Source organism: Chitinophaga niabensis (assembly GCF_039545795.1).
Classification (GTDB): domain Bacteria; phylum Bacteroidota; class Bacteroidia; order Chitinophagales; family Chitinophagaceae; genus Chitinophaga; species Chitinophaga niabensis_B.
Genome location: NZ_CP154260.1, coordinates 6,018,228 through 6,043,683, shown reverse-complemented (window position 1 = coordinate 6,043,683; position 25,456 = coordinate 6,018,228). Strand labels below are relative to the sequence as shown.

Here is a 25,456-nt window from a genome sequence, read left to right as displayed (position 1 = left end):
AGTTTGGCGCACACTATCAAAGAACTTAAATGAAGAAGACAATTTTACTGGCCGCAGGTAGCATCCTGTGTATGCATGTGATGGCGCAGGACCAACCTGTGAAAGAAGCGCCAAAGATCAGTTTCTCTGGTTATGTGGAGGCCTATTACTCTTTTGATCTCAATGAACCGGCAGATCACTTACGTCCCGGTTTCCTGTATAATCACAACCGGCATAATGAACTGAACGTTAACCTGGCTTACCTGAAAGGCAGTTATGCAAGTGACCGTGTACGTGCGAACCTTTCTATTATGGCCGGTACCTATGCACAATATAACCTGGCAGCAGAATCAGAACTGATGCGCCATATCTATGAAGCGAATGTAGGGCTGTGTGTTGGAAAGAATGTATGGGTGGATGCAGGTATCATGCCTTCGCATATTGGTTTTGAGAGTGCTATCACCAAAGATAACATGACCCTCAGCCGGAGCCTGGGTGCAGAGAATTCTCCCTATTATGAAGCCGGAGCAAAGATCACCTGGACGCCGAATGAAAAATGGACATTGGCGGCCATGTACCTCAATGGCTGGCAAAGGATCAAACGTGTGAACGGTAACCAAACCCCTGGATTTGGTACACAGATCACGTTTAAACCCAGCAGTAAAGTAACGTTGAACTGGAGCACTTTTGTTGGAAACGACAAACCGGATTCCGTACGCCAGATGCGTTATTTCAATGATGTTTACGGTATCTTTAATATCACAGATAAATTCAGCCTGATTGCCGGGTTCGACTATGGCCTGGAACAAAAAGAGAAAGGCAAAAGTGATCTGAATAACTGGTACACTCCTGTGCTGATGGCCAAATATGCCTTTACGGATAAGATAGCATTGGCAGGCAGGTATGAGTATTACAATGATGAAAATGGTGTGATCATTGCCACGGGTACTCCCAATGGATTTAAGACCAGCGGTTATTCCCTGAACTTTGATGTGGCGCCTGTGAGCAATGTGTTGTTCCGTTTGGAAGGAAAATTATACAATAGCAAGAATGATATTTTCGTGAAGAACACGGAAGTTAAAAACAGCAACGTAGCGTTGACCGCCTCACTGGCAGTGTCATTTTAAACCATAAGCAAAAGCCATCTCCGAAGCGCTTCCCGAAAGGGAGCGCTGAGGTGGTTTAAACCAGTTTGCAAATGATGCAACGTTTTTTACACCTGGCCAATAAAGCGGGCCGGGGAGAATTCAAGATCTACATTGGCATGAGTGCCGGTGTGGGGAAGAGTTACCGGATGTTACAGGAAGCGCATAGCCTTCTGCGGAAAGGTGTGAATGTACAGATAGGATTCATTGAAACACATGGCCGGAAGGAAACGGAGGCTTTGGTAGAGGGCCTGCCATTGATCCCCCGGCGGCAGGTTTTCTATAAAGGCAAGATGCTGGAAGAAATGGACCTCAACGCCATTCTCTTACTGGCGCCGGAATGGGTGATCGTGGATGAACTGGCACATACTAATATCCCGGGATCGAAGAATGAAAAACGCTGGCAGGATGTGATGGACCTGCTCAATGCCGGGATCAATGTGATCTCTGCCGTGAACATCCAGCACATGGAAAGTATCAACCACCAGGTGAAAACAATCACAGGGGTGGAAGTACAGGAAAGAGTGCCGGACAGTATGTTGCAGATCGCGGATGAAGTAGTGAACATAGACCTTACGGCAGATGAACTGATCACCCGGCTGAAAGAAGGAAAGATCTACGACCCCGCTAAAGTGGAATCGGCCCTGAAGAATTTCTTTCAATCGGAAAAGATCTTGCAGCTGCGGGAGCTGGCATTGAAAGAAGTAGCTTCGCAGGTAGAAAGGAAAGTTGAGATAGAGATCCCGCGGGGGCAGCAAATGCGGCATGAGCGGTTCCTGGTTTGCATTTCCACGAATGATGAAGTGGCGAAAAAGGTGATCCGGAAAGCGGCAAGACTGGCCGCTTATTATCATGGGGAATGGTACGTGCTGTATGTGCAAACACCCCGGGAAAGTGTAGGACGCATCAAACTCTCCGATCAGCGGCATCTGATCAATAACCTGAAACTAGCTACAGAGCTGGGAGCAGAAGTACTGCGGGTACAGGATTCCAATATCTCCCATGCCATCATGCAAACAGCGGTTGAGAAGGATATTACTACTGTATGTATCGGCAAACCGCATATCAGCCTGTTTGGGATTATTTTGCGGACCAATGTGTTTTCCCAGTTGTTGAAAACGTTATCCTCTAATGAAATCGACTTAGTTATATTATCATGAAGCGGTTAGGACTTAAATCAAAGATCACGGTAGGGGTTTTATTCCTCTTTCTCATGCTTATGCTGGTAAGCATACTGGGATACTATTACCTCAATCGCGTGAACAGGGATGCCCGTACGATCCTTCAGGATAACTATGAATCCGTAGAATATGCCAAAAACATGCTGCAGGCCCTGGATGCCCAACCGGTGAATGAAGCTGTTTTCCTCGCGAATCTGCAAAAGCAGCAGCAGAATGTAACAGAACCCGGAGAAGCATTGGTTACGGCAAGAGCAGCCCAACATTTTAAAACGGCGATACCGGAAGCGCGTAAAGACCTGTATGCGATCATGGAGCTGAACATGCGTGCCATTATCCGGAAAAATGAAAGTACAAAAGATGCGGCAGACAAAGCCATCCTATACATTGCTATTATCAGTGGTGTCTGTTTTGTACTGGGCATCACCTTCGTTTATAACTTCCCCGGTTATATAGCCAACCCCATTCATGAACTAACGGAAGGGATCAAAGGGATTGCACAGAAAAAATATGAACAAAGGCTGCACTTCAAATCTATGGATGAGTTTGGAGAACTGGCATCTGCCTTTAACACCATGGCGGAGAAACTGGATGAATACGAACACAGCAACCTGGCAAAGATCGTATTTGAAAAGAAACGGGCGGAAGCAGTGATCAGTAGTTTGAAAGATGCCACCATTGGTGTGGATAATAAAGGCACCATCCTTTTTGCGAATGCAGAAGCGCTGCAATTGCTCAATATGACGGAAAAGGATGTGATCGGCTGGGCAGCTTCTGAAATAGCTAAAAAGAATGACCTGATGAAATACCTGCTGAATCAACTGGAAGGCGGCGGCCCGGTGAAGATTGTGGTGAATGGAAAGGAGAGTTTCTTTACCAGGGAAACAGCGGATGTACATTATGAAAATGCGAAGATCGGGTACATCATGATCCTGAAGAACATTACAACGTTTAAGGAACAGGACCTGGCCAAAACACATTTTATTGCTACCATCTCCCATGAATTAAAAACTCCACTGGCAGCAACAGATCTTAGTTTAAAACTGCTGGAAGATGAACGTACGGGCCCTCTTTCCAGTGAGCAAAAGGAACTGATGGAGAGCATCCGGCAGGATAACCGCAGGATGATCCGTATGGTAAGTGACCTGCTTGACTTCTCAAGAGTGGAAAGCGGGAACATACAATTACAAATTCAACCAGTGCCTCCGGAGAATATCGTGCAATACGCATTGGATACTGTGCAGAAACAGGCTTTTGGTAAACAGGTGAATATCCGTACCACATTACCTCCCGGCTCCCCGATGATAGTAGCGGATGCAGAAAAGAGTGCCTGGGTGCTGGTAAACCTTTTAACGAATGCCATCCGGTATTCTTCCAAAGGAACGGAGGTGGAACTGGATGTGCTGCAAACGGAAACGGGTACACTGCATTTCAGTGTACGGGACCATGGAAAGGGTATTGACCCTGCTTTTCGCAGCAGGATATTTGAACGTTTCTTCCAGGTGCCGGGATCTGATGATGCCAAGGGCAGTGGGCTGGGATTGGCCATTGCCAAGGAGTTCATTGAAGCCCAAGGTGGTGCCATAGGGGTGGAAAGCGAATTAGGGAAGGGAAGCCGTTTCTGGTTCTCTTTGCCGCTGGCTTAATTCTTCTTTATTTGCTCCATTTCCTTTTTTAATACTTCCTGTGCATCCATATAGATCTTGATGGCGAGATTGATGTCTGGCATGACGGTGTGCAGATAGGTTTTGTTGCGGACGTTATGCTCTATTTCCAGGATGATCTTTGATAAAGGGTCTATGCGTACGATCATAAAACTACTACGCAGCAGGCTTGCGTGCTGAAGCGCATCTTCCCAGTTCTCCAGCTGTGCGCTGTTCTGCAGGTTATCAAACATGCCGGCTGTTCTTTCCAGAAAAGTGTTCAGGAGGTCCAGCATGGCATCCTGGTCATCGTCTACAATACTACGCAGATAATGCAGATCAATGAAGGGGCGGTGTGTTTGCTGTTCATAATCCAGGGCTTCGAAATTAGCGAATCCGGGATCCCTTTCTCCGAGTACTTCCAGGATCTTCTGGAAGAGTACATTGGGTATAAATGGTTTGGCGATATAATCATTCATGCCGGCCAGCAGGCATCTTTCGCGGTCTCCTTTTAAAGCGGAAGCGGTCATGGCAATAATGGGAATGCCAAGGCCCTGATCCCTGATCTGGCGTGTGGCACGGAGCCCATCCATGGTGGGCATCTGGATGTCCATCAATATCAGGTCATAGGTATTTCCTTCCAGTTTGTTCAATACTTCTACCCCATTCTCTGCAATTTCCACTTTGGCGCCTGCCTGTACCAATGTGCGTTGGGCCACTTTCTGGTTGAGCAGGTTATCTTCCGCCACGAGAATGGATTTTCCATAGAGAGGTGGCAGATGCAGGTTGCCTGTTTCGGAGGCCGCTGTTTGCTGTGGTACGGCAAAAAGATAATAAGGAATCGTGAAACGGACCAGGGTACCGGCTTCTTCATTATTGTGAATGCTGATGCCGCCATCCTGTAGTTTGAGTAAGGCCCGTGTTAATGCAAGGCCAAGGCCTGCACCACCAAACTTTCTATCGTTGCTTCCCTGGATCTGCGAGAAACTCTCAAATACTTCTTCATGCAAATGCTCGGGGATGCCCATGCCCGTATCCCTTAATTCAAAAGAGAAAGTGACCTGCTCTTCATCCTTTGCGCTGACCTGTGCGGAGAGGTGAATGCTGCCTTTTTCCGTGAAACGGATGGAATTATCCAAGAGGCTTACGATCACATCGTGTAAACGGCTTGGGTCGCCGATCACGGTTTCCGGCATGGCCAGGTCTATGTCCATATCCAGTGACAGGCCTTTGTTTTCGGCTTCTTCCCTTTTGCTGTTCAGGGCTTTGCGGATCACATGTGCAGGATTGAAATCTACGCGGGCCAGGGTTAGTTTGCCGGAGTTGAGATGAGAGAAATCAAGGATCTTTTCTACGAGCACCAGCAGGTTGTTGGCAGATTCCTTGATGTCTGTGATATATTCTTTTTGTTCCGGTTGTACCTCTGTTTGCTTTAAGAGATTGGTGATACCAATAATTCCGTTCAATGGTGTTCTGATCTCATGGCTCATATTCGCCATAAATCTTTCCTGTGTTTTACGGGCGTGCTCTGCTTTTTTCCTGGCGCTGATCAGGGCATGTTCATGTTCTATCCTGTCTGTAATATCCGTGGCAATTCCGCAGAGGCCATATACCCTTTGGGTATGGTCCCTCAGCGGGAATTTGGTGATAAAGAAATAGCGGGTTTCGTTGTTGATCTCCAGCATATCTTCCATTTCCACGGGTCTTTCATGTAAGACCACTTCCTTGTCTGAAGGCGCATACTTTTCCGGTTTCAGTTTGGAAGGGAATTCTTTATCTGTTCTGCCAAGGATATGTTCTTTATTGATACCGAACACTTCTTCAAAACGTTCATTGACCATCTGGTACCTGCCATACACATCTTTAATGAAAATAACGGAGGGCGAATTGCGCAGTACGGATTGGAATCTGAAATTGATGATATCGAGTTCCTTCTGTGTGTTTTCCGCTTTCATCTGCATCATTTTCCTGGCGTGGATATCCTTCACAATACATTGGTATTGTTTCACCACACCATGCTGGCGAAGCAGTACAACCTGTTGCTCCACCCATTTTTTCTCTCCGTTCTTGTGGCGGATGGGGAATTCTATCGTTGAATCGTCCGGCCCCTCAAAGGCTTGCGTTTCGTAGAAATTGCGCAATTCCTTTTGTTGCGGAGGGTCCAGCAGCATGGTGTATTGTTTGCCCAGCAATTCTTCTGCGGTATATCCTGTAAGGGCCAGTGCCTTGCTATTTACATAAGTAAAGAAGCCGCCACGGTTAGTGGTGAACATGGTAGCGCCGGCACCTTCTATCAGCTGGCGGTATTTCTTTTCACTGCGGCGGAGTTCGTCTTCTGTTTCGCGGGCTTTATTGATCATTTTCACCAATTGGTAGATTCCCCATATGAGAAAACCTACAAAAAGAATACTTATGAGGAGGGAAAAGAGGTAAGGACTGCGGTTTTGTAATTGATTGCCGAGGCGGTTTTCCAGCAGGGCATGTTCTTTTTGGAGCATGCTGGCCAGTAAACGGGAGCTGGCATCTGTACTGAAAGCAGGTTTCCTGGTTTGCAGCATAGCGCCTGCCATTACAGGAGATTCCTGGTTGGCCCGGATGAGATAATTGAAGAAAATGATCTTTTTTTCTATTTCTGCGCGAAGGGAATCCAACTGTTTTTGGTCTGCCGTGTTATCCTTATATAACAGCATGAGATTGGCCAGCGGGGTACGGAGATGGGCTTCCATATAGTCCTCCCGGTAAAGGAAACCGGAATCACCTGTAATAACATAGGCTCTGACGGCGGATTCCATAGATTTTACCGTGTAGGCGATCTGTTCCAGCTGACGGATCTTGTCATTCACGTGACGGACCCGTTCGTTATTGGTCATGGCCAGTTTGTCGGCAGACCAGGCGTGATAAACGAACCAGGCAACGGATATGATGGCAGCAACAAAAATGATAATGAGGGGGCTGCTGATTTTTTTCATGCAAACAATTATTTTCAATCCCGCTACACGTATGGCTTTTCAGGCTATCGGGGCTTAAAACAACTAACGTGTTTCGAACTACATGATTGACTTTGGTGTGATAACTACTAGCTTTACAATTTACTTAAAATAGGTGAATCGGCCGTAGGGTAAATTACCATGAATTATTTTTGCAATATTTTAACCCTTTGGTTTATTTGCATTCCATTAAATTTGCCTGATATTCTTTTTGCCAAGCATTTAAACATATTATGAAAAAATTACTTTTTACACTGGGTTGTATCGCGGCTTCTACGGGTGTTTTTGCGCAGGATAATATGGCTGGCGCGGCCATGGGTAAGGCTCGCGAAAGGGCTACCTACTCAAGGGACTTCTTCATGATCCAGTTTTCTATTGATGGCTGGGCGCAGAAACCCGATAGTGTTAAAACGAAAGGATTATCCCGCGGTTTCAATGTGGCATTCATGTACGATGTACCTTTTAAGAATTCCAATTTCAGCGTAGCGCCGGGTTTGGGAATCAGCACAAGCAGCATGTTCCTGGATGATCGTTATCTGGATATGTCCAACGGCAACTCTAATGTAGTGAGGTTTGCGCCTAATGCAGGCAAGTATAAGAAATTCAAAGTAGCTACTACCTATCTGGAAATTCCGTTGGAATTGCGGTACCGCCAGGTGAAGGATAATGCCAATACCGGCTTTAAAGCATCTATTGGTGTAAAAGCAGGCATGCTGATAAATGCGCATACCAAAGGAAAGAATACCCTGGGTGGCGAGAAGAACATCATCAAAGAACAGAACAGGCGTTTCTTTAACCCCTGGCGTTTTGCTGCCACTGCCCGCGTAGGCTATGGCAACTTTGCCCTGTTTGGTTCCATGAACCTAAACCCGCTGTTTAAAGACAATGCGAATATGGAAGTAAGGCCATTTTCCATTGGTTTGGCGCTGAGCGGTTTATAAGAGAAATAACGTACCTTTATAGAAGAGGGGCTGATCTAACATTGTTAGGTCAGCCCCTTTGTTATGATACTATATTAACGATTTGGCCCGGGTAAAGGATGAACGAACGAGTGGCGAACCTGTCTTATAGGATTGACTTTAGAACCGCCCGTTAAAATATCATCATTCCCCCTTAAAAACAGGCTTCCTTTTCTCGAGAAAAGCCTGCACCCCTTCCACATTATCGGCCGTATTTCCGGCTATTTCCTGGCAATAAGCCTCATAATCCAATACAGCATCCAGGTCGTCCGTCATGCCCTTTGTGAGCATTTTTTTGAGGAGGGCGATGGCTTTCGTAGGGGCGTTGGCGTAAAATTCCGCTTCTGCCTGTACGGCAGCATCCAGTTCTTCCGGTTTCACAACTTTATTGATCAGGCCTAACTGTAAAGCTTCTGCGGCACTGAGTTTGGTGGCTTTGGTGGCCAGTTCGAATGCACGGTGATAACCAACAGTACGGGGCAGGAAGTAAGAAGAGCCGGAATCCAGTACGAGTGCAATGTTGATGAAGATCTCTATCAGGGAGGCGTTTTCTGAAGCAATGATCACGTCACAAGCCAATGCCAGTGAACATCCTGCCCCCGCAGCCACCCCATTCAGCCTGCAAATTACAGGTTTGGGCATATTGCGGATAGCACGGATAATAGGATTATAGCGCTTGTGCAGGGAATCTCCCAGGTTGCGGGGCTTGCCGGAACTGTCCATGGCGGCTTTCAGGTCCTGCCCGCTGGAAAAAGCTTTGCCGGCACCGGTTAGTACAACAGCCCTTACTGCGGGATCTTTCTCTGCCTTTTTCAGGGCATCCTGCAATTCATAACTCAGCGGATCATTGAAGGCATTATACACATCAGGCCGGTTGAGGGTGATGGTGGCAATACCGTTTTGTATATCAAGTGTGAGTGAGGTCATGGTTTAGAGTGTTTCTGTTAACCAGTTAAAGAATTCCCGTTGCCATACAATCGCATTTTGCGCACTCAGCACCCAGTGGTTTTCTTCGGGGAAATACAGGAGCTTGCTTTTGAGTCCTTTCAGCTGTGCTACCTGGAAAGCCTGTAAGCCCTGTTCAATTCCAACCCGGAAATCTATACCTCCCTGCACGATCATGATAGGCCTGTTCCAGTTATTCACAAGATTACTTGGGTTGAATTCCGCATAACTTATGGCATTGTTCTTATCCCAGTAAGCACCGATATCCCAGTTGGCAAACCAGAGTTCTTCTGTGGTACCATACCAGCTACGGAGATCAAAAAGGCCATCATGTGCAATGAATGTTTTAAAACGGTCCTTATGTACACCGGCCAGCATGTAAACGGAATATCCGCCGTAACTGGCGCCCACGGCTCCAAGGCGGCTTTTGTCAACATAAGGTTCTTTGCTCATGTCGTCAATAGCTGCGAGGTAGTCGCGGATGGCTTGTCCGCCCCAGTCTTTGCTGATATCTTCATTCCACTTCACGCCATGCCCTGGCATGCCTCTGCGGTTAGGCGCTACCACAATGTATCCCTGCGCAGCCATCAGCTGGAAGTTCCAGCGATAGGAGTAGAATTGGGATACGGCAGATTGCGGGCCTCCCTGGCAGTATAACAGGGTGGGATATCTTTTATTGGGATCAAAATCGGGGGGATAAATGATCCAGGAAAGGAGGTCTTTTCCATCACTTGTTTTCGTCCAGCGTTCCTGTACTTTGCTTAACTGGAGCGAGTTGTAGACATTGTCGTTTATGGTGCTGAGTTGTTTCAGGGCGCCGTTTTTCAGGTCTACTGTATAGAGTTCAGCAGCATGGTTCATGTCTGCCCGTGTTACGATCAATGTGTTGCCATGCTGGCCAACAAAACCATTGATATCAAACTGGCCTTTGGTGATCTGGCGGATCTCTGCTTTCTGTTCGCTGGTTTCAAACAACTGCTCTGTACCCTTTACCACGGCCAGGAACTGAATCTTTTTGCCATCGTTGCTGAAGCGGGCGGAGGAAACAGTGCCATCCCAGTCCCTGGTTAAGTTGATGCGGGTTTTGGTGGCGATATCATAACGGATGATATCATTTTTATCGGCTTCATAACCATCGCGGGCCATGCTCAGCCAGAGTAATTTGTTGCCATCAGGACTGAATACAGGTTGCACATCATAACCGTTCAGGCCTTCTGAAAGGTTCTCCGTTTGGCCACTGGAAAGGGTGTAACGATAGATATCTGTATTGGTGCTGATCGCATAATCCTTGCCGTGTTTCTTTTTACACACGTAAATGATCTGTGTGCCGGTGGGGTCCCAGATAAAGTCTTCGCCGCCACCAAAGGGCATTTGCGGGCAATCGAAGAGTTCCCCTTTCATGATATCCTGTGGCTCTCCTACTTTTCCGGTGTGTATATCATAGGTGGCGTAGAACACATGATTGTATTTTCCGTCCTCCCAGGTATCCCAGTGGCGGTAGTTGAGGCTGGTGTAGATCTGTGCGTTGGATTTGGGGAGGTCTTTATGAAAATCTTCCCCGCTCACTTTTTCCAGTTTCACTTCATTGGAGAAAAGCAGGTGTGTGCCTTTGGGAGAAATGCGGATATTCTGCATGCCACCTTCCACATTTGTTTTCTGTACGGGGTTTCCACCATCTTTATCCATTTCCCATAACTGCCCTTTATAGCTGTAAAGGATGCGGCCGTTAGGAAGGACCTGTGCGCCGGATTCTGCACCAGGACTGGTAGTAAGCTGTTTTGCAGTGCCACCGGCTACGGGAATGGCATACAGGTTCCTTTCACTTTTATTTTCTTTAAGATCGTAGCGGGAAACACCGTAAAGAACAGTACCGTCTGCGGTAACGGTTTCTCCACTTACTCTTCCCAGCTGCCAGAGCAGCTCAGGGCTCATTTTCTGTTGTGCCATGCTGTTTTGAATGAATAAAATACCTGCAAGCAGGAGAGACTTATGCATTGGTGTAGATTTTGTTATGACGATAGGGCATAAATGTAGGAAAAATATAGCTGAAGGCAGCCCTTGCCATAAGCGGCGATGAATTCATTAACTTTGCACAAATTCTTATAATACTTTGATAGAAAAACAACAAGTAGTACAAAATGACGAACGTGCGGTACTGATAGGTCTTATTCACAAAGAGCAGACAGAAACCGAAGTAAGCGAGTACCTGGATGAACTGGCCTTTCTGGCAGAAACAGCAGGTGCTGTGGCCGTAAAGCGATTTACGCAAAGACTCCCGCATCCGGACAGGGCTACTTTCATCGGGAAAGGAAAGCTGGAGGAAGTGCGGCAATATGTATTAAATAAAGATGTAAGTCTTGTAATATTTGACGATGAGCTGAGTGGCTCCCAGATCTCCAATATCCAAAAGGAACTGAAGGTAAAAGTGATCGACCGGAGTGACCTGATCCTGGACATCTTTGCCCATCGTGCCAGAACGGCGCAGGCAAGAACGCAGGTTGAACTGGCCCAATACCAGTATATCCTGCCACGCCTCCGTGGTATGTGGACGCACCTTGAACGTCAGAAAGGGGGTATCGGGATGCGCGGACCGGGTGAAACGGAAATTGAAACGGACAGGCGTATTGTGAAGGACAAGATCTCTCTTCTCCGTAAACGGCTCGCGGAAATCGACAAACAATCCCTCACCCAAAGGAAAGAACGGGGTGAGTACATCCGTGTGGCATTGGTAGGATATACCAACGTAGGTAAGAGCACCATCATGAACATGCTCAGCAAAAGTGAGGTGTTTGCAGAGAACAAACTGTTTGCCACCCTGGATACCACCACGCGGAAAGTTGTGTTTGAACAAACGCCTTTCCTCTTAAGTGATACGGTAGGGTTTATCCGTAAGCTCCCCCATCACCTGGTGGAGAGTTTCAAATCCACTTTGGATGAAGTGCGTGAAAGTGATATCCTGCTGCATGTAGTAGATATTTCCCATCCTCAATATGAAGATCAGATCGAAGTGGTGAACCGTACCCTTGCAGATTTGAAGGTATTGGACAAACCCACTATCATGATCTTCAACAAAATGGACCTCTACGAAAAACAGACATTCGATGAATGGCTGGCAGATGATGTGAAGGATGATATCCTGTTCCAGCTGAAGCAAAGCTGGCAGCAGCGGGCGAATGGAAACTGTGTGTTCATTGCCGCTACAGAGAGAAGGAATGTTGAAGAACTGAGGAAAACGATCCTGGAGAAAGTGATGGAGATGTATCGCCAGCGCTTCCCCTATAAATCAGAATATTTCTTTTAATGAGCAAGCAGTATAACTGGTACCGGCTAACGGATGAAGTGTCAGCGGATGAACAGGCTATTACGGTGCAGGAAGTGAATGGGAAGAAGGTCTGTTTCTCCAGGTACCAGGGGCAGTTGTATGCGTTTGCGTATAAATGTCCGCATGCCGGAGGGATTATGGCAGATGGGAGGATGGATGGGCATGGGAATGTAGTGTGCCCTTTGCACCGGTATAAGTTTAGTGTACGGAATGGGTATAATAGTAGTGGGGAGGGGTTTTATCTGAAGACGTACCCGGTGGAGATGAGAGAGGATGGGGCTTATGTGGGATTGGAGAAGAGTTGGTTGGGATGGTGAGTGTGTGGCCTGCTGGGTGAGTGTTTGAGTTGTGGATGTTTTGAATAGCAGGCTTGATTGGTGAGTGTTTGAATTGGCAGGTGTTTTGAATTGTTAGGCTGGTGTTTCGAATGAAGTTGGCTTTGCCTGAATGGGCAGCTTACCAGGTGAGTGTTTGAATTGATGAATGTATCAAGGTGTGTTTCGTTTGAATTGGTGGTTATTTTGAACTGACAGTGTTTTGAATGGAGCTGGCCGTGCAATAGGATTTTTTAAATATTTATAAGGCTCGCAGATTATTTCTGCGAGCCTTCTTTTTTACCTGAGTTCAACAACAATTTCTTCCTTCACATTCACAAAAGCTCTCTTCTGCACTTTACAAACAACAGGTGGCGTAGCCTCTCCCTGCGGATCAAATCGGGAGATCGGTTGCAGGAAGGCAATTTCATCCGACTGCATATTTTCCTGTTTGCCGAACCCATGCAAGATCAGCTGGATGGATTTGAACTTCGAACCGATCTGTCCTTCAGCGGCTGCGAATAACAGCTTGTTGGTTGATGGGTCATAAGTAATGGTACGTTTATAGAAGGCCCCTTTTTCATAAGCATAACTTTCTCCATCATCTTCATAATAAATGAATTTATTTTTCACGTTTCCTTTGTAAACATGTACAAACAAGGTATCCGTTGGTTTTTCTACGGTTGTCTGGATCAATGACTGCATGGGAATGATACTGCTCTCTTTCACAAATACCGGCAGCTGCTGCATCGATAGGGTGAATATTTTTTCTTTGCCACCGGCTTCAATGCTATCATTATAGAAATTATACCATTTGCCCTGCGGGAAATATACCGGAGCATAGGTTTGCTTGCTTTCATATGGCGCAATGAGGAACGAAGGGCCAAAGCAGTATTCATTTTGAAAGCGGGTATCGTATACGTTGGCATCATGCGTGTTATCCAATGCCAGCGTGCGCATGATGGGCAACCCGGAAACAGAGGCTTCGTAAAAGTTTGAATAGAGATAAGGCAACAGCCTATAACGCAGGTTGATGTAATTGCGTGCGATCTCTAAAACCTCTTCTCCAAAAGCCCATGGCTCTGCGGATTTTGTATTGATGCCCGTGTGACTGCGGAAGTATGGAATGAAAGCGCCGATCTGTATCCAACGGGCATACAGGCTGGGGGAACCGTTTCCTGTAAAACCACCAATGTCCATACCGGAAAAAGGAACGCCACTAAGACCGAGACTGTTCATTAAACGAACACCTAATAACATGTGATCTTCTTCTGCACGATTATCGCCAGTCCAGATAGCGGAATAGCGTTGAAGGCCTGCATAACCTGCGCGGGTAAGGATGAAAGGCCGTTTATCAGGTAAGGCCGCACGATAACCTTCATAGCTGGCACGGATCATTTCTAATCCGTAAACATTGTGTGCCTGTTGATGGGTAACGGGGTTTCCTTCAAAATCAAAAATTACATTGTCCGGCATGTTCTGGCCCCAGGTGGCAATTTCATTCATGTCATTCCATAAGCCGGATACGCCGCTTTTGGCATAATGGGTTACCTGGTTCTTCCACCATGCTCTGCCTTTTGAGCTGGTGAAGTCCGGAAAGTGACACCAGCCGGGCCATACCTGGCCTGTGTAGTTCTGGCCATCGCTGTATTTGATAAAGATGTCAGACTGTAATCCACTTTCGTAGGCATGGTATCCTTTTTCCACTTTGATACCTGGGTCTACGATCACCGTGGTTTTGAAACCTAGTTTGTTTAGCTTTTCGTTCATGCTCCCGGGATCAGGGAAGCGGGTTTTATTCCAGGTGAAAAGTTTATAGGCATCCATATGATGAATGTCCAGCGTGATGCCGTCTGCAGGGATCTCTTTCTCCCGGAGGGTTTGGGCAATGCGCATCACTTCAGCTTCCGGATAATAACTGTAACGGTTCTGTTGATAACCAAGGCTCCATAGTGGTGGCAGCGTGATGCGGCCTGTTAGTTGTGTATAAGATGTAATGATATCTGCCACCCGCTGATGGAAAATGAAGTAGTAATTCATTTCACCGCCATTGGCGTTGAAAGAAGAGAAACGGTTGTTACTGGCGCCGAAGTTGAAATTGCTGCGGTAACTATTATCGAAAAAGATGCCGTAGTTCAAACCATGATGTACTCCGATATAGAAAGGAATAGTAGAATAGATCGGGTCCTGGCTTACAGTGTAACCAAATGCGTCTGTATTCCAGTTGGTGTAGGAGCTGCCTTTACGGTCCAGGTTTCCCGTTTTCTCGCCAAGGCCGATAAAACGTTCTCCCTCCTGCATGGTTTTGTATGTGGTTACTTCTTCACCGATCCATGAAGTGCCGAGGCCCTTTTCATCTGTGTTGATGAGGTGACCATCCGGTGTGGTGAATGTAACGGCGAAAGGGTTTTTACTAATTATCGCAATGAGCGAATCCGTTTCCAGTTTTATTTCATCTGCGTTCTGCGTGATGCGGGGTTTAAAAACAAGGGGGCTGCTGATCACTGCATAGGAAAAATCTTTGGCCAGTGGCTGTTTGTCTATTCTCACGCGAATGATAGAAGGACTGTAAGCAGTAATGACCGCGAAACCATGCTGTGTGGTGATCCTTATTTCCTGCGGCTGTATGTTCACCGCAGTGACTTTACCAGTGTTCTTTACAGGCTGGGCATTTGTAACAGTTGAAAAAATCAGACAGAGAAAAAAAACGACTCTAAATACCATGATCATCTTTTTTATGACACAAAAAGGAACCACCAGGGGGCATATAACATGCCCCCTAATGGGTAAGTTTGCTTTGATAAGCAAATCCTTAATAACCGGGATTCTGTGAAAGATTGGGGTTAACAGCCAGATCGTTTACCGGTATGGGGAACAGCAGGTTCTTAGGATCGTCAGCCGGTTTCAACTGCCAGATGGCCAGATACTTGGAAAAACGGATGAGATCATGCCTGCGCCATCCTTCCCAATAGAATTCGCGGCCACGTTCATCGAGCATCACATTCAGATCTACAGCCCCTAGTGGTGTAGCTTTACGTTTCACGCGAAGATCATTCACGATCGGTAATGCGCCGGCAGCATCATTGCTGCGGATCATGGCTTCCGCTTTCATTAACAGCACATCTGCATATCTCAGGAACACATAATCATTGTTTCCGTTGTTGCTGTTGGAGCCGCCGGGAGTGATCATATCCGGTGGATATTTCACTACACGGATGCCTTTCACCTCAAGGTCATTGCCGGATTCAGACAAGGCCAGTTCACGCGTAAAGATGAGGTTATTGCCGTTACGGTCTTTCAGCGCAACACCATCTTTGTTGTACTGCTGGCCTATGAGGAAACCAACATTTGTACCGGTGAGGTTTGTAACACCAGTGTAGGGGCCACCCCGGCGGGAGTCCACAGCTTCAAACTTGTCATAGAAATCAGACACCGTTGCAAAACCATTCCATCCACCGGGTGTTTGGTAATAATGCAAAGTAGGTGCCCAATGGCAGAATGCGGCGTTACCGGGTCTTACAGTACTAAGGCCGGGGCCGTTTTCCTGCGTAAAGATGTTTTCGGTAGACAGTACATTATTGTTCTGCGTAAAGTTGTCGAAGTAATTAGTGGCGAGCGTATACCTGCCGCTGGAGATGATGGTGTTGGCGATGGTGATCACCTGTTGCATATCTGCAGCTGCAAATGTAGGAGCGGCGGGGTTTGCAAAAGCACCCTTTTGCAGGTAACATTTCATCAGCAATGTTCTTGCCGCATCTTTGGATGCTACGAAAGCAGGTACGGTAGCAGAATGTTCCGGCAGGTCGTTGATGATAGCCGTGAGTTCTGCGATGATAAAATCAGATGCTTCGGCGCCCTTCAATACTTTGGGTGCTTTCAGCAGATTATCCCCTGGTTCGCGGAAAGGTACCTGACCCCATCCATCCAGTACAGAGTACATGGATAGTGCACGGAGGAAACGGGCTTCCGCAGCCTGACGTGCACTAGGATTAAAGTTCAATACGTTGGTAGCGCTGAACTGCAACAATAGTAAGTTACTGAAGGCTGCGCCGATGGTTCCATGTTCGGCAGTCCAGGTATGTGTTTTCAGAGAACGCCATGCGCCGTTATCATCCCAGTCGCCACCACGTGTTGGGGCAACTGCTTCATCGGAAGGCATTTCCTGTAAGGCCCAGAAATTAGATTGGTCCTGGTAAGGAAGTTGTAAGGCATCGTATGCGCTTTTCAGCAGAGAGGAAACCTGTATCACAGAGTCCGCCTGGCCTTTGGTGATAGTGGAACCTAATTTTTCATCCAGCTTGGTACAGGAAGCAAAGCCATATCCTACCAGTAATAAACAAGCAATTTTTTTATATAGATGCATGATCGTAGTTTTTAAAGTGATTAAAGGGAAAGATTGATACCGAAGATTACGTTCCTTGCAGTGGGGTATGGAGAATACTCGATACCAAAGGAGGTAACACCGTTTACATTCTTATCTGTATTCACTTCAGGATCAAAGCCACTGTACTTAGTGATCACAAAAAGGTTTTGACCGGTGAGATAAAGCGAAACGTTTTTGAAAGATTTCCCAACATTCCCCAGGGAATAACTGAGGGTAGCATTGGTGAGTTTCATGAAGTTGCCATTTTCCAGGTAGCGGGTGGAAGTAGTGATCGGGTTGGACCTGCTTTCTTTCAATGCTAACAATTCCAGCGCCACATTCCTGGAGCCGAGGTTGGTGATGGGCAATACCGTATTGGCGGTATTGTTGTATACTTTATGGCCGAAGGCGCCATTCATGTTCACGGAGAGGAACCATTTCTTATAACCGAATTCTGTAGTGAGCCCCAGCATTTGTTTAGGGTTGGGGTCGCCGGAATAGTAGAAAGAGTTACCATTGTCTTCAAAAATGCTCAGACCGTCTTTATCCAGTCCTTTGAATTTACGTACATAGAATACGTTCAGTGGCTGGCCGTTGGCGAAACGTTGTACGGTTGCACCACTCACACCTTGTCCGCTGATAGAACCCGTGAGTACATTGGGCCCTGTGTAGTTCTTCAATTCATTTTTAATGAAAGTGGCGTTTGCTCCCAGCATCCAGGAGAAGTCCTTTCCACGTATAATCTCTCCTCTCAGTGCAACTTCCACACCCTTATTGATCACTTCTCCCGGAAGGTTCACCCATGTATTGGATGCCGGAGCAGGCGCAATGGCAGGGAAGTTGAAGAGCAGGTTGGAGGTGTTTTTGTTAAAGTAATCCACGTTACCGCTGAGCCTGTTATCCAGTATAGAGAAGTCCACACCAATATTCAACTGTTTGGAGCTTTCCCATTTCAGGTCAGGATTGGCCACGTTCATCAAACCGGCTGCGCCAGCTGAACGAAGATCATATTGTTCCTGTGCAGCACCGGCAGGAAATTCCTGGTTACCCGTTTGGCCCCATCCTGCGCGTAAAGCAAGGTTCTGTACAAAGCTGTTGCCTTTCAGGAAATCTTCTTCACTAACATTCCATTTCGCAGCGAAGGAAGGGAAATAACCATAGCGGTTGTTCTTACCGAATTTGTTGGAGCCATCAGCCCTTAAAGTAGCCGTGAGGAGATATTTCTCTTTCAGGTTTACCGTTACCCTGCCGAAAATAGATTGCAGTTCAGAGCTGGGGTTTTCATAAGAAGACATAAATGTATTGGCCTGTGCCGCATTCTGGAGGATGCTGGTATATGGTACTGCATCCGTTGAAAAACCACTGGCACCGAGGTCTGCTCCTTTGAAATTGAAATCCTGGTATTCGTACCCTACTACTGCATTCAGGTTGAGTGCAGAGGAGATCTTTTTGTTATAGCTGAGGGTGTGCGTGAATAATTTCGTGGTGAGTTCCGCATTGCCATAATAGGCGATCCCGAGATCTTTAATTCCCTGGATGTTGATAAAGGAAGCGATCTGCGCACGGCGGATACCAGTCTGGCGGTTCACAGAGAAGAGGAAGCGGTATTCCAGATCGTCTGTAATCTTATAGTAAGGAGAAATGCTGCCGAGGATGTAGGAGATATCCGCTTTATCTTCCCACGCTTCAGACATGGCCAGCGGATTGATCGGAGAGTTATCACCTTCCATGATGTTCAGGGAACCGTCCGCTTTTCTTATGTTACGGGTGGGGTTCCATTGCAAAGCCTGGCCTACCAGGCTTCCCAGGTAACCGGCGTTATTGGAAATAGGCGCCAGTTGTTCCGTGGTATGAGAAGCCATCACGTTGAAATCCAGTCCTAATTTTTTAGACTCTAAGAATTTATATTGGCCGGTGATGTTACCGGTATATTTTTTCATACCTGTTTTGCGGATGATACCTTCCTGGTTCATGAGACCAAAAGAAGCGCGGTATCTGCCGGTTTCGTTTCCACCGCTAACACCCACATTGAAGTTTTGTGTAACGCCTTTACGAAGGATAGCATCCATGGCATCAGCATTTCCTCCTTCATCTCCCCCGGTAAGGTTGTATTGCGCTAGTGCCGCCTTGTATTGACCGGCGTCCAGCACTTTCAGTTTTTTCATGATACTGCTTACACCAACAGAGTAACCGAAATCCAGTTTAGCCGGCCCCGTTTGTCCTTTTTTGGTAGTGATCATAATCACCCCGTTGGATCCGCGGGAGCCATAAATGGCGGTAGCCGATGCATCTTTCAGTACTTCCATGGAAGCAATGTCGAAAGCGTTCACGAAATTCAGCGGGTTAGCATCAGGTGAGGTACCTAAAGAGGTATTTACGCCTGGGCGGGCAATCCGGCCATCCAGGGGAACACCGTCAATTACATAGAGCGGTTGGTTGCCGGATCTTACAGAAGAGACGCCACGGATGCGAACAGTAGTTGCAGCTCCGGGGGCTCCACTGTTGTTCACTACCATTAGTCCTGCAACTTTACCCTGGATCAGTTGGTCCGGGGCATTGGTGATTCCTCTGTTAAAGTCCTTTGCTTTAAGAGAGGCCACGGCGCCGGTGAGGTCTTTCTTTCTGGCTACACCGTAACCTACTACCACCACATCTGCGAGGGTGGTATTGTCCAGTTGCAGCGTAATGTCAAATTCAGTTTTTGCACCGATGGGTACTTCCTGTTTCAGGTAACCGATATAGGAAATGATAAGGGTTGTGGCTGAGGCCGGTACAGAGAGTTTGAAAACACCGTTGCCGTCAGTTACTGTACCTGAGTTGGTGCCTTTTATCTGGATGTTGGCACCTGGAATGGCAGCGCCTTGGGCGTCCCGGATACTTCCGGTCAGGGCTTTTGTCTGGGCTAAAACTCCTGTGGCAAGAAATAGGAGTGGGAAGAACAGAAGCGCTTTGAGTAGTCGCATTTTGGTCATAACGTAGTGTTTAAAAGAGTTACTAGGATGTGTACAGGAAACCCGGTGGAATTATGCTTTCTGTACGTGGAATGAATTTTTGGTTGAAATCAATTCAAAGTAAACGGGTCTGATCAGGGTGGCCAATTAGTATGGGCAAAGTATAGAAATTAAAGGGGGATCAAGATGGGTTGACGCTCTTAACGATTTGCTAATTAGTTAGTTGTGTAAATATATAAATTAATGTAATATTGACGATTTAGATCTTAATTCCCATGATTTTTTCCTCAAATTCATCGTTTGGGAGGAGGGATTTGTTCCGGATCTTGGTTTTATAGGCGTAAATGGTGTTCACTGAGTATTCGAGGATCTGGGCTATTTTTTCATTTTCACTGATGCCGATGCGGATGAGGGCATAGATGCGGAGGTCCGTGTTCAGGAGTTCGTTGTCTTTTAGTTTGATCTGGTCTTCTTCTTTAAAGAAGGAGTTGAAGTGGGCTACGAAATTGGGGAAGATCTTCAGGAAGATGCGGTCGAAGTTGCGGAACAATTCATCCCTTTCCTGTTTAATATTAATGTTGTTAACGAGGAAGCGTATTTCAGAGTATTTATTGTCAAGCAGTTTGTGGTCTACCTGGTTTTTGAGTTTCTCGATCTTGTCGATATAAGCCGAGGCGATCTGGAAGCAGTAGCCGATGTATTCTTCCTTTATCTTATTGGATTCCAGGAGTTTGTCGTTTATTTCCTGCTGGATCTGGTTGGCTTTGGTTATGGTATTCTGTGCTGCTTTGAGCTTTTGCACCTGTTTGTAGATGATGAAGGACATGACGATAGAAGCCAGCAGCAGGAAAGTGGCTACAGCGGAATAGATGAAAAGGCGGTCTTTCTGGCTTTCGACCGTATTGAACCGTTCGCCTTCGATGATGGGGAGGATGGCACTTACCTGTACTTTTCTTTGCCTGGCGCCGTAGAAAGTGGCGTCTTCCACAGCTTTTTCGATGTATTTAGAGGCATTTTTTATGTCTCCGGTTTTGAAAAGGATGGAAGCGAGGTTAAAGGTTGCGGTAGTTTCTTTTACAGAACCTTTGGCATCCGCCATAGCAGATCTCGCGAGGAGGTCTACGGCCTTTTCGTATTCGTTTCTAATCACATATATGAAGCCCAGGTTGGCATTTACCCTGGCTTGCTCGTGAAAAGAGAGGTCGTTTTTAGCAATGATACGGTTGAAGTAGTAGAGGGATGAGTCCAGATTGCCTTGTTTATAGTATTTATATCCCAGGCAGTCCAGGCGTTGAAAATGGTTTTCAGGGTAGAGGGCAACGGCGGAGTCTGTGTAGCGGGCAGCTTCCTTTAAGTAGATGGGGGAATAATGCTGATCGTTCACATAATCTGCGAGGTCATAGTAATAGCGGCGCATGAGCACAAAGAATTCTGCGCGCATGCTATCTGGCAGGTGATTCGTTTTGAGGGTGTCCATGATCTCTGCAGTTTCGCGGAACATGCCGGAAGAGAGCAAAATGAAGCCCAGTTTGATTTTAGCGTATTGGCTGCGATGGTTGTCCTGCATTTTGTTGGCGATGTCCTGGAGCATGAGGGCGTAGGAGAAAGCCGAATCGTAGTGGAAGGCTTTGTAGGCTTCGTAGAGTTGGAGGCAAACATCGTATTGCTGTGGCAGTTGTTTGGCCTGGGCGAGGTTGTTTTTAAGTTGTTTGAGATGGGTTAGTTTGGCGTCATCGTATGTTTTGGATTGGGCGAGGGTTTGGTTGAGTTGGCGGAGTAAGCTGTCAGTATTGGTGGTATTGGTGTTTTCGGTAAGATTGGTGTTTTCGGCAGCATAGCTACTTGCAGTACTTTCAGCATTAAGGGTACCTGCATGGGCTTTTGCCCCGGCAATTGCGAGTATGAGGAAAAGGTTAAGCAGAATCCACTTCATATTAAATCTGGCTGCTATAAAGATATCAGAATTGCGGGTGTTTAGAAAAAAAGTTGAATTAGATTTTGCAGAAATAAAAATTTGTCTATTTTTGCAATCCCAATTTGAAACGGGAAATTCCTCCTTAGCTCAGTTGGTTAGAGCATCTGACTGTTAATCAGAGGGTCGTTGGTTCAAGTCCAACAGGGGGAGCGAAAGCCTTATCAGTATAATCTGGTAAGGCTTTTTTCTTCTTATCAATTTATTCCCAATCTCCATCTGCTTCATTTAAAGCTAATAGCTACCTTTTTACGGTCTAAAGTATTAAATTGGTATTAGGCTTAATCCCCATTATCTTGATTTAGTATAAGATAAACCTGCTATTAATCACCAAAACATTTTTACAATGGAAACAACGGTTTCATTTAATCGGGTAGAAACTCCTTCCATGGATGATATCAATAGGATTGATTTCACCATGGTGAAATTAAAATTACAGGAACCTCCTTATGAAGGACATGGTTGGTCTGTATCTCAAGCAGAGGTGGCAGAAATCGAGTATAAAAGATTTCTTGGATTGAAGCGAAAGTATCCCGATAAGGATATTGTTCCGAACAGAGATGTTGATATTTTCTGGCATCAGCACATTCTTGACACAGAAAAATATGCAAAGGACTGTGAAGTGATTTTCGGATTTTTTTTGCATCACTTTCCTTATTTCGGAATGAATGGGCCACAGGATGAACAAAATTTGATGGATGCTTTTGAGGAAACCAGGCAATTGTATGCTGATAATTTCGGTTCCGATTATTTAGCAAAACCGACAAAGCCTAAAAGATGTGTGGCGCCCAAATGCAGAACACAATGCAAGCCAATGAAATGTAGATAGATTTGTTTTTTACAGGTCGAGCTTACAAAGAATGATTTAAGGGTTTCTATCACTTGAAACTCTTAAATCATTCTGTAGTTATTTGAAAGACTTTTGTAACTAAACTAAGAATTGTACATTGTAATATGGATTTTTCAGTTGATGAGAATAATGAAGGCAGTGACGCTCTTTCTCTCAGTTTGCAAGATGAAGGCATTAAAATAGCATCTGAAAGGCTGGGATATCCGCTGGAAGACGAATTAATTACAAATGTTCGCCAGCAGAAATGGAGTTATATGGGATTGGAAATGATGATTGATACTGTTAAGACAATTGAAATATCAGAAATTACAAACTATCTATCAAAATTTGATTAGATGAGCTTTTTTTCATTTCTCAAATCCCTTTTGTCCAAACAACTTCCTGCTCCTGGGATTGCCCCCAACGAATATGTTCCATCGTTTTGGGAGGATGATTATTGCCAAATTGAAATTGTACCATTAGAAAATGGGGAATTCATCAGGAAACAAGTTGGGCATATTGAAGATTTTTCAGCAAAGTCATGGGATGGTTCTGGCTTCACGGATATTTTCGTAAGGGATGATCTCCCCACTCCGACAATTTCAAAAGAAATAAGAACTGACTATCTGGAAACTACACTTCTAAATTTGAAATTCATAAGGGCAAATTATATTCGGTTTGATGGAAAGCAAATGCTGAATTGCAAAACAGGAAATACAAAGGCTTTTGGATTTCCGGAGTTTACTATCTTTTTTGACACACAAGGTGAATTCGTAAAAAACATTTGGATCGATATTAGCCTCATCGTCTCAGTGCCACAATTTGGCATTATCGAAGCCGCTTTGTATACTTTAGCTGAGGAGTGTGAGCTTGTCCTTATTGATTGGAATAGTTCAGAATTATTTGACTTAGCCGATAAAAGCCAAATTGAAAAATACTTAATGGGCAATTGGAGATAACAATTCGGCATTTCTAGCCCTACCCCTTGCAGGAACTACAATTATTTCCCAACTTTACTTAATCCCTTTACCTCCCAAAAACAATATTATGCTACACATCGTGCCCCCAGAAGGTCCCCATAACTGGAGCAATGAAACAAAAGAAAAACATGCGGATACTATTCGCAAAATGAATGAGCACGAAAATGAACTGCTCAACATGCGCTTTTCCTGGTTCACAACCCTGCAAGGGCTACTTTTCGCCAGTCTCGGTTTTGTATGGAAAGACAGCCCGCTGTTTGTGATGATCATCATCAGTATTATGGGGATCGCCGTTGCCCTCTCCTTCCTATCAGCCATAAAGTTAACCCGTGCCGCATATGAGAATCTTAGCCAGTGGTGGGATAAACATTTATCTGATTACGATGGCCCACCGCTGAAGGCCCTGCAGCTTAATAGTAAGATGACTTTCATCCGATTCTTCCGTCCATGGCGGATAATGCCCTGGATCTTTATTTCAGCCTGGACGATCTTGCTTGTTTATAGAATAGCTGCATAAACCAGCACCACCATCCCTTTGCTAAATGACCTCGCTTCAATAAGCGTAAGGTCTTGCCTGCCATTGAAGATAGGCAGACCGCTTCCCAGTATCACCGGGTTAATAACCAGGTGATATTCATCAATAAGCCTTTCTTTGATCAATGCAGAAACAAAACTGGCACCCCCGTAAACGATAATATCTTTCCCACCCTGTGCTTTCAGGTTATTGACTTCAGTAACCAAGTCCCCCTTAGCCAGTTCTGTGTTATTCCAGCGTGATCTTTCGAGCTTTTGCGTAACTACTATCTTACGCGCATTGGTAATATTCCTTGCAAAAGCAGACTGGGGATTGTTTGTGTTAATCGCCATATCAGCCCAGTGATCAATAAACCCTCCCTCCGCCATTTTCCTGCTTAGCAATACACAATCAATAGAAGCCGTCAGACTGGTATGGTATTCCTGCAAATCCTTATCCCAACCCCAGTTCTCACCAAAGTCCCATACCATCCAGTCGGACGACTTACCATTTGCAGAGGAAACAAACCCATCTACCGAAAGCTGCATCTGTAATTTTAGCTTTTTCATTGTTTTTAAAACAAAGATATTGGCATATTGCCACCCACTAAGGGTGTGTTTCCGACATTATAGAGGGCTATTCACGCCATAAGTAGCCGGGTATAATCTCCTGAACATAATGTAGGTGACCGTTACCATCACAAATGCTACAACGGCATCTATCGCAGCAGAAGGTTCCAGCACACTTAATTTGGAGAAGAAGGCAAAAACGATGTCGAAAAAGATCCCTGCAAATACCCATTCTTTTAGTCTCAGTAATCTGTCAGGGGTTAAAAGGACAACAATACCTGAAAGCTTAGCCACTCCCAGAATATAAATGAAATGCGGAGGATAACCCAGCTGTACAGTGATATCCCATACAATCGGATTTTTCGTTAATTCAAAAAATCCGCTGGCTCCAAACCATAATGAGGTTAATACGGCGCCTGTCCAATAGATTGCTTTTGTTGTTTTTAAGTTCATGATTGCTGGTTTTGAAACAAAGGTGTTTTAAAACCAGTGGCTGTGGGAGCAGTTTCCGGCGAAGTGGACAGATTAATGTGTGGGGCGGACAATTCTGGGTTTTATAAAATAGATCCCAAAAGAGGCCAATGCTAAAACGAAGACGCGCATTTCCGGGAATATATATGCATGTACTAACACCTTACAGATCAGCGGCTATAAACTTCGGATTAAGTTTTGGGAAATTGAAAGCAAGGTCGGGTTCAAAGAAGATCAGTAATGATGACCTGAAACTGTAATGCTGATAGATCAACGCCAGCAAATACTTCCTCCAATTCCCCCTTTAAATTGCTGTTTCATGCTGGCCTAATTTT

The 25,456-nt window shown here is 45.7% G+C and carries 19 protein-coding genes and 1 tRNA gene; 11 read left to right on the top strand and 9 right to left on the bottom strand.

Annotated features, from left to right (window positions below; translation table 11 throughout):
* The first annotated feature begins 29 nt into the window (after positions 1 to 29).
* From AAHN97_RS24100 to AAHN97_RS24090, 3 genes are all read left to right on the top strand, one after another.
* Positions 30 to 1,106 (top strand): porin, encoded by a 1,077-nt coding sequence (locus AAHN97_RS24100; RefSeq protein WP_343304655.1) that lies wholly within the window; start codon positions 30 to 32, stop codon positions 1,104 to 1,106.
* A 71-nt stretch (positions 1,107 to 1,177) separates the two neighbouring features.
* Complete coding sequence (locus AAHN97_RS24095; protein WP_343304654.1) at positions 1,178 to 2,284, top strand: universal stress protein; 1,107 nt, start codon at positions 1,178 to 1,180, stop codon at positions 2,282 to 2,284.
* Positions 2,281 to 3,948: an ATP-binding protein gene (locus tag AAHN97_RS24090; RefSeq protein WP_343304653.1), complete on the top strand. Its 1,668-nt coding sequence runs from the start codon at positions 2,281 to 2,283 to the stop codon at positions 3,946 to 3,948. The genes AAHN97_RS24095 and AAHN97_RS24090 overlap by 4 nt, the downstream gene beginning before the upstream one ends.
* Here AAHN97_RS24090 and AAHN97_RS24085 read toward each other — a convergent pair.
* The gene (locus AAHN97_RS24085) at positions 3,945 to 6,914 is read right to left on the bottom strand and encodes a PAS domain S-box protein (protein WP_343304652.1); all 2,970 of its coding nucleotides are present in this window, start codon (positions 6,912 to 6,914) and stop codon (positions 3,945 to 3,947) included. The genes AAHN97_RS24090 and AAHN97_RS24085 overlap by 4 nt on opposite strands.
* Before the next feature lie 251 nt (positions 6,915 to 7,165).
* Between AAHN97_RS24085 and AAHN97_RS24080 the strand changes: the two genes are divergently transcribed.
* Positions 7,166 to 7,873 carry a porin family protein gene (locus tag AAHN97_RS24080; protein WP_343304651.1) on the top strand — a complete coding sequence of 236 codons (708 nt, stop codon included), beginning with the start codon at positions 7,166 to 7,168 and terminating at the stop codon, positions 7,871 to 7,873.
* A gap of 162 nt (positions 7,874 to 8,035) precedes the next feature.
* Here AAHN97_RS24080 and AAHN97_RS24075 read toward each other — a convergent pair whose 3' ends face one another.
* Together AAHN97_RS24075 and AAHN97_RS24070 are read right to left on the bottom strand one after the other, a co-directional pair.
* On the bottom strand, positions 8,036 to 8,818 hold the full coding sequence (locus tag AAHN97_RS24075) for an enoyl-CoA hydratase-related protein (RefSeq protein WP_074241761.1): 783 nt from the start codon (positions 8,816 to 8,818) through the stop codon (positions 8,036 to 8,038).
* A gap of 3 nt (positions 8,819 to 8,821) precedes the next feature.
* Positions 8,822 to 10,831: a S9 family peptidase gene (locus tag AAHN97_RS24070; protein WP_343304650.1), complete on the bottom strand. Its 2,010-nt coding sequence runs from the start codon at positions 10,829 to 10,831 to the stop codon at positions 8,822 to 8,824.
* Positions 10,832 to 10,946: 115 nt separating this feature from the next.
* On the opposite strand from AAHN97_RS24070, the gene hflX reads away from it, so the two are divergent.
* Together hflX and AAHN97_RS24060 are read left to right on the top strand one after the other, a co-directional pair.
* The gene (gene hflX / locus AAHN97_RS24065; RefSeq protein ID WP_343304649.1) at positions 10,947 to 12,137 is read left to right on the top strand and encodes a GTPase HflX; all 1,191 of its coding nucleotides are present in this window, start codon (positions 10,947 to 10,949) and stop codon (positions 12,135 to 12,137) included.
* Positions 12,137 to 12,475 (top strand): Rieske (2Fe-2S) protein, encoded by a 339-nt coding sequence (locus AAHN97_RS24060; protein ID WP_343304648.1) that lies wholly within the window; start codon positions 12,137 to 12,139, stop codon positions 12,473 to 12,475. Before hflX ends, AAHN97_RS24060 begins: the two co-directional genes overlap by 1 nt.
* 297 nt (positions 12,476 to 12,772) lie before the next feature.
* Here AAHN97_RS24060 and AAHN97_RS24055 read toward each other — a convergent pair whose 3' ends face one another.
* From AAHN97_RS24055 to AAHN97_RS24040, 4 genes are all read right to left on the bottom strand, one after another.
* The gene (locus AAHN97_RS24055) at positions 12,773 to 15,196 is read right to left on the bottom strand and encodes a TIM-barrel domain-containing protein (protein WP_343304647.1); all 2,424 of its coding nucleotides are present in this window, start codon (positions 15,194 to 15,196) and stop codon (positions 12,773 to 12,775) included.
* An 88-nt stretch (positions 15,197 to 15,284) separates the two neighbouring features.
* Positions 15,285 to 16,835: a RagB/SusD family nutrient uptake outer membrane protein gene (locus AAHN97_RS24050; protein WP_343304646.1), complete on the bottom strand. Its 1,551-nt coding sequence runs from the start codon at positions 16,833 to 16,835 to the stop codon at positions 15,285 to 15,287.
* A 20-nt stretch (positions 16,836 to 16,855) separates the two neighbouring features.
* The gene (locus AAHN97_RS24045) at positions 16,856 to 19,807 is read right to left on the bottom strand and encodes a SusC/RagA family TonB-linked outer membrane protein (RefSeq protein ID WP_343304645.1); all 2,952 of its coding nucleotides are present in this window, start codon (positions 19,805 to 19,807) and stop codon (positions 16,856 to 16,858) included.
* A gap of 238 nt (positions 19,808 to 20,045) precedes the next feature.
* A complete protein-coding gene (locus AAHN97_RS24040; protein WP_343304644.1) occupies positions 20,046 to 21,719 on the bottom strand; it encodes a DUF6377 domain-containing protein in 1,674 nt (557 codons plus the stop codon).
* A gap of 118 nt (positions 21,720 to 21,837) precedes the next feature.
* Between AAHN97_RS24040 and AAHN97_RS24035 the strand changes: the two genes are divergently transcribed.
* The 5 genes from AAHN97_RS24035 to AAHN97_RS24015 all read left to right on the top strand — a co-directional run bounded on the left by AAHN97_RS24035 (position 21,838) and on the right by AAHN97_RS24015 (position 24,084).
* A tRNA-Asn gene (locus AAHN97_RS24035) sits at positions 21,838 to 21,911 on the top strand.
* Between the two features lie 193 nt (positions 21,912 to 22,104).
* Entirely contained in the window at positions 22,105 to 22,587 is a 483-nt protein-coding gene (locus AAHN97_RS24030) for a glycine-rich domain-containing protein (RefSeq protein WP_343304643.1), read from the top strand.
* Positions 22,588 to 22,712: 125 nt separating this feature from the next.
* The gene (locus AAHN97_RS24025) at positions 22,713 to 22,943 is read left to right on the top strand and encodes a hypothetical protein (protein ID WP_343304642.1); all 231 of its coding nucleotides are present in this window, start codon (positions 22,713 to 22,715) and stop codon (positions 22,941 to 22,943) included.
* A complete protein-coding gene (locus AAHN97_RS24020) occupies positions 22,944 to 23,546 on the top strand; it encodes a hypothetical protein (RefSeq protein ID WP_343304641.1) in 603 nt (200 codons plus the stop codon). It begins immediately after the preceding gene.
* Between the two features lie 88 nt (positions 23,547 to 23,634).
* Positions 23,635 to 24,084 carry a hypothetical protein gene (locus AAHN97_RS24015; protein WP_343304640.1) on the top strand — a complete coding sequence of 150 codons (450 nt, stop codon included), beginning with the start codon at positions 23,635 to 23,637 and terminating at the stop codon, positions 24,082 to 24,084.
* On the opposite strand, the gene AAHN97_RS24010 is transcribed toward AAHN97_RS24015, so the two are convergent.
* Both AAHN97_RS24010 and AAHN97_RS24005 read right to left on the bottom strand, forming a co-directional pair.
* Positions 24,066 to 24,650, bottom strand: coding sequence for a dihydrofolate reductase family protein (locus AAHN97_RS24010; RefSeq protein WP_343304639.1), 585 nt, complete (start codon positions 24,648 to 24,650; stop codon positions 24,066 to 24,068). The genes AAHN97_RS24015 and AAHN97_RS24010 overlap by 19 nt on opposite strands.
* Positions 24,651 to 24,707: 57 nt before the next feature.
* Positions 24,708 to 25,103 carry a DoxX family protein gene (locus tag AAHN97_RS24005; protein ID WP_343304638.1) on the bottom strand — a complete coding sequence of 132 codons (396 nt, stop codon included), beginning with the start codon at positions 25,101 to 25,103 and terminating at the stop codon, positions 24,708 to 24,710.
* Between the last annotated feature and the right edge of the window lie 353 nt (positions 25,104 to 25,456).

What these genes read in the sequence shown, in the direction of transcription:
- AAHN97_RS24015 (WP_343304640.1), top strand. Translation starts at nt 23,635, where the DNA reads ATGCTACACATCGTGCCCCCAGAAGGTCCCCATAACTGGAGCAATGAA.
- AAHN97_RS24080 (WP_343304651.1), top strand. Translation starts at nt 7,166, where the DNA reads ATGAAAAAATTACTTTTTACACTGGGTTGTATCGCGGCTTCTACGGGT.
- AAHN97_RS24085 (WP_343304652.1), bottom strand. Translation starts at nt 6,914, where the DNA reads ATGAAAAAAATCAGCAGCCCCCTCATTATCATTTTTGTTGCTGCCATC.
- AAHN97_RS24090 (WP_343304653.1), top strand. Translation starts at nt 2,281, where the DNA reads ATGAAGCGGTTAGGACTTAAATCAAAGATCACGGTAGGGGTTTTATTC.
- AAHN97_RS24070 (WP_343304650.1), bottom strand. Translation starts at nt 10,831, where the DNA reads ATGCATAAGTCTCTCCTGCTTGCAGGTATTTTATTCATTCAAAACAGC.
- AAHN97_RS24055 (WP_343304647.1), bottom strand. Translation starts at nt 15,196, where the DNA reads ATGGTATTTAGAGTCGTTTTTTTTCTCTGTCTGATTTTTTCAACTGTT.
- AAHN97_RS24075 (WP_074241761.1), bottom strand. Translation starts at nt 8,818, where the DNA reads ATGACCTCACTCACACTTGATATACAAAACGGTATTGCCACCATCACC.
- AAHN97_RS24095 (WP_343304654.1), top strand. Translation starts at nt 1,178, where the DNA reads ATGATGCAACGTTTTTTACACCTGGCCAATAAAGCGGGCCGGGGAGAA.
- AAHN97_RS24060 (WP_343304648.1), top strand. Translation starts at nt 12,137, where the DNA reads ATGAGCAAGCAGTATAACTGGTACCGGCTAACGGATGAAGTGTCAGCG.
- AAHN97_RS24040 (WP_343304644.1), bottom strand. Translation starts at nt 21,719, where the DNA reads ATGAAGTGGATTCTGCTTAACCTTTTCCTCATACTCGCAATTGCCGGG.
- AAHN97_RS24025 (WP_343304642.1), top strand. Translation starts at nt 22,713, where the DNA reads ATGGATTTTTCAGTTGATGAGAATAATGAAGGCAGTGACGCTCTTTCT.
- AAHN97_RS24030 (WP_343304643.1), top strand. Translation starts at nt 22,105, where the DNA reads ATGGAAACAACGGTTTCATTTAATCGGGTAGAAACTCCTTCCATGGAT.
- AAHN97_RS24005 (WP_343304638.1), bottom strand. Translation starts at nt 25,103, where the DNA reads ATGAACTTAAAAACAACAAAAGCAATCTATTGGACAGGCGCCGTATTA.
- AAHN97_RS24045 (WP_343304645.1), bottom strand. Translation starts at nt 19,807, where the DNA reads ATGACCAAAATGCGACTACTCAAAGCGCTTCTGTTCTTCCCACTCCTA.
- AAHN97_RS24100 (WP_343304655.1), top strand. Translation starts at nt 30, where the DNA reads ATGAAGAAGACAATTTTACTGGCCGCAGGTAGCATCCTGTGTATGCAT.
- AAHN97_RS24020 (WP_343304641.1), top strand. Translation starts at nt 22,944, where the DNA reads ATGAGCTTTTTTTCATTTCTCAAATCCCTTTTGTCCAAACAACTTCCT.
- AAHN97_RS24050 (WP_343304646.1), bottom strand. Translation starts at nt 16,835, where the DNA reads ATGCATCTATATAAAAAAATTGCTTGTTTATTACTGGTAGGATATGGC.
- AAHN97_RS24010 (WP_343304639.1), bottom strand. Translation starts at nt 24,650, where the DNA reads ATGAAAAAGCTAAAATTACAGATGCAGCTTTCGGTAGATGGGTTTGTT.